A 1594-nucleotide genomic window follows, 5' to 3' on the forward strand; every position below is an offset into this window, starting at 1 on the left:
GATTCGATGTTTGGCGCTTCAAAGCGGGTACCGGAATATCAACCGGTTGTCCATCGACTACGCCTGTCGGCCTCGCCTTAGGTCCCGACTTACCCTGGGCAGATCAGCTTGACCCAGGAACCCTTAGTCAATCGGCGCACACGTTTCCCACGTGTGTATCGCTACTCATGCCTGCATTCTCACTCGTGAACCGTCCACAACTACCTTCCGGCGCTGCTTCACCCGGCACACGACGCTCCCCTACCCATCACGATCCCCGTTAGGAGTAATATCGCAATGACACGACTTCGGCGGTGTGCTTGAGCCCCGCTACATTGTCGGCGCGGAATCACTTGACCAGTGAGCTATTACGCACTCTTTCAAGGATGGCTGCTTCTAAGCCAACCTCCTGGTTGTCTCTGCGACTCCACATCCTTTCCCACTTAGCACACGCTTAGGGGCCTTAGTCGATGCTCTGGGCTGTTTCCCTCTCGACCATGGAGCTTATCCCCCACAGTCTCACTGCCGCGCTCTCACTTACCGGCATTCGGAGTTTGGCTAAGGTCAGTAACCCGGTAGGGCCCATCGCCTATCCAGTGCTCTACCTCCGGCAAGAAACACACGACGCTGCACCTAAATGCATTTCGGGGAGAACCAGCTATCACGGAGTTTGATTGGCCTTTCACCCCTAACCACAGGTCATCCCCCAGGTTTTCAACCCTGGTGGGTTCGGTCCTCCACGAAGTCTTACCTCCGCTTCAACCTGCCCATGGCTAGATCACTCCGCTTCGGGTCTTGGGCACGCTACTCAACGCCCTATTCGGACTCGCTTTCGCTACGGCTTCCCCACACGGGTTAACCTCGCAACATACCGCAAACTCGCAGGCTCATTCTTCAAAAGGCACGCAGTCACGACGCAAGAACAAGTTCTCGCGCGACGCTCCCACGGCTTGTAGGCACACGGTTTCAGGTACTATTTCACTCCGCTCCCGCGGTACTTTTCACCATTCCCTCACGGTACTATCCGCTATCGGTCACCAGGGAATATTTAGGCTTAGCGGGTGGTCCCGCCAGATTCACACGGGATTTCTCGGGCCCCGTGCTACTTGGGTGGTTCTCAAACGAGCCGTTGATGTTTCAGCTACGGGGGTCTTACCCTCTACGCCGGACCTTTCGCATGTCCTTCGCCTACACCAACGGTTTCTGACTCGCCGACCGGCCGGCAGACCGGTCAAGAGAACTCCCACAACCCCAACCACGCAACCCCTGCCGGGTATCACACGTGACTGGTTTGGCCTCATCCAGTTTCGCTCGCCACTACTCCCGGAATCACGGTTGTTTTCTCTTCCTGCGGGTACTGAGATGTTTCACTTCCCCGCGTTCCCTCCACATACCCTATGTGTTCAGGTATGGGTGACAGCCCATGACGACTGCCGGGTTTCCCCATTCGGAAACCCCCGGATCAAAGCCTGGTTGACGGCTCCCCGGGGACTATCGTGGCCTCCCACGTCCTTCATCGGTTCCTGGTGCCAAGGCATCCACCGTGCGCCCTTAAAAACTTGGCCACAGATGCTCGCGTCCACTGTGCAGTTCTCAAGCAACGACCAGCCACCCG

General features: G+C 57.2%; 1 other annotated feature (only partly in view).

Going from position 1 to position 1594, the window contains the following annotated elements:
• Positions 1-1544, minus strand: a sequence feature (mutual gap in cmsearch alignment for this rRNA model is longer than 100); it reaches 1390 nt to the left of the window's first position.
• Between the last annotated feature and the right edge of the window lie 50 nt (positions 1545-1594).

It is taken from the genome of Streptomyces sp. NPDC059788 (assembly GCF_042732265.1).
Classification (GTDB): domain Bacteria; phylum Actinomycetota; class Actinomycetes; order Streptomycetales; family Streptomycetaceae; genus Streptomyces.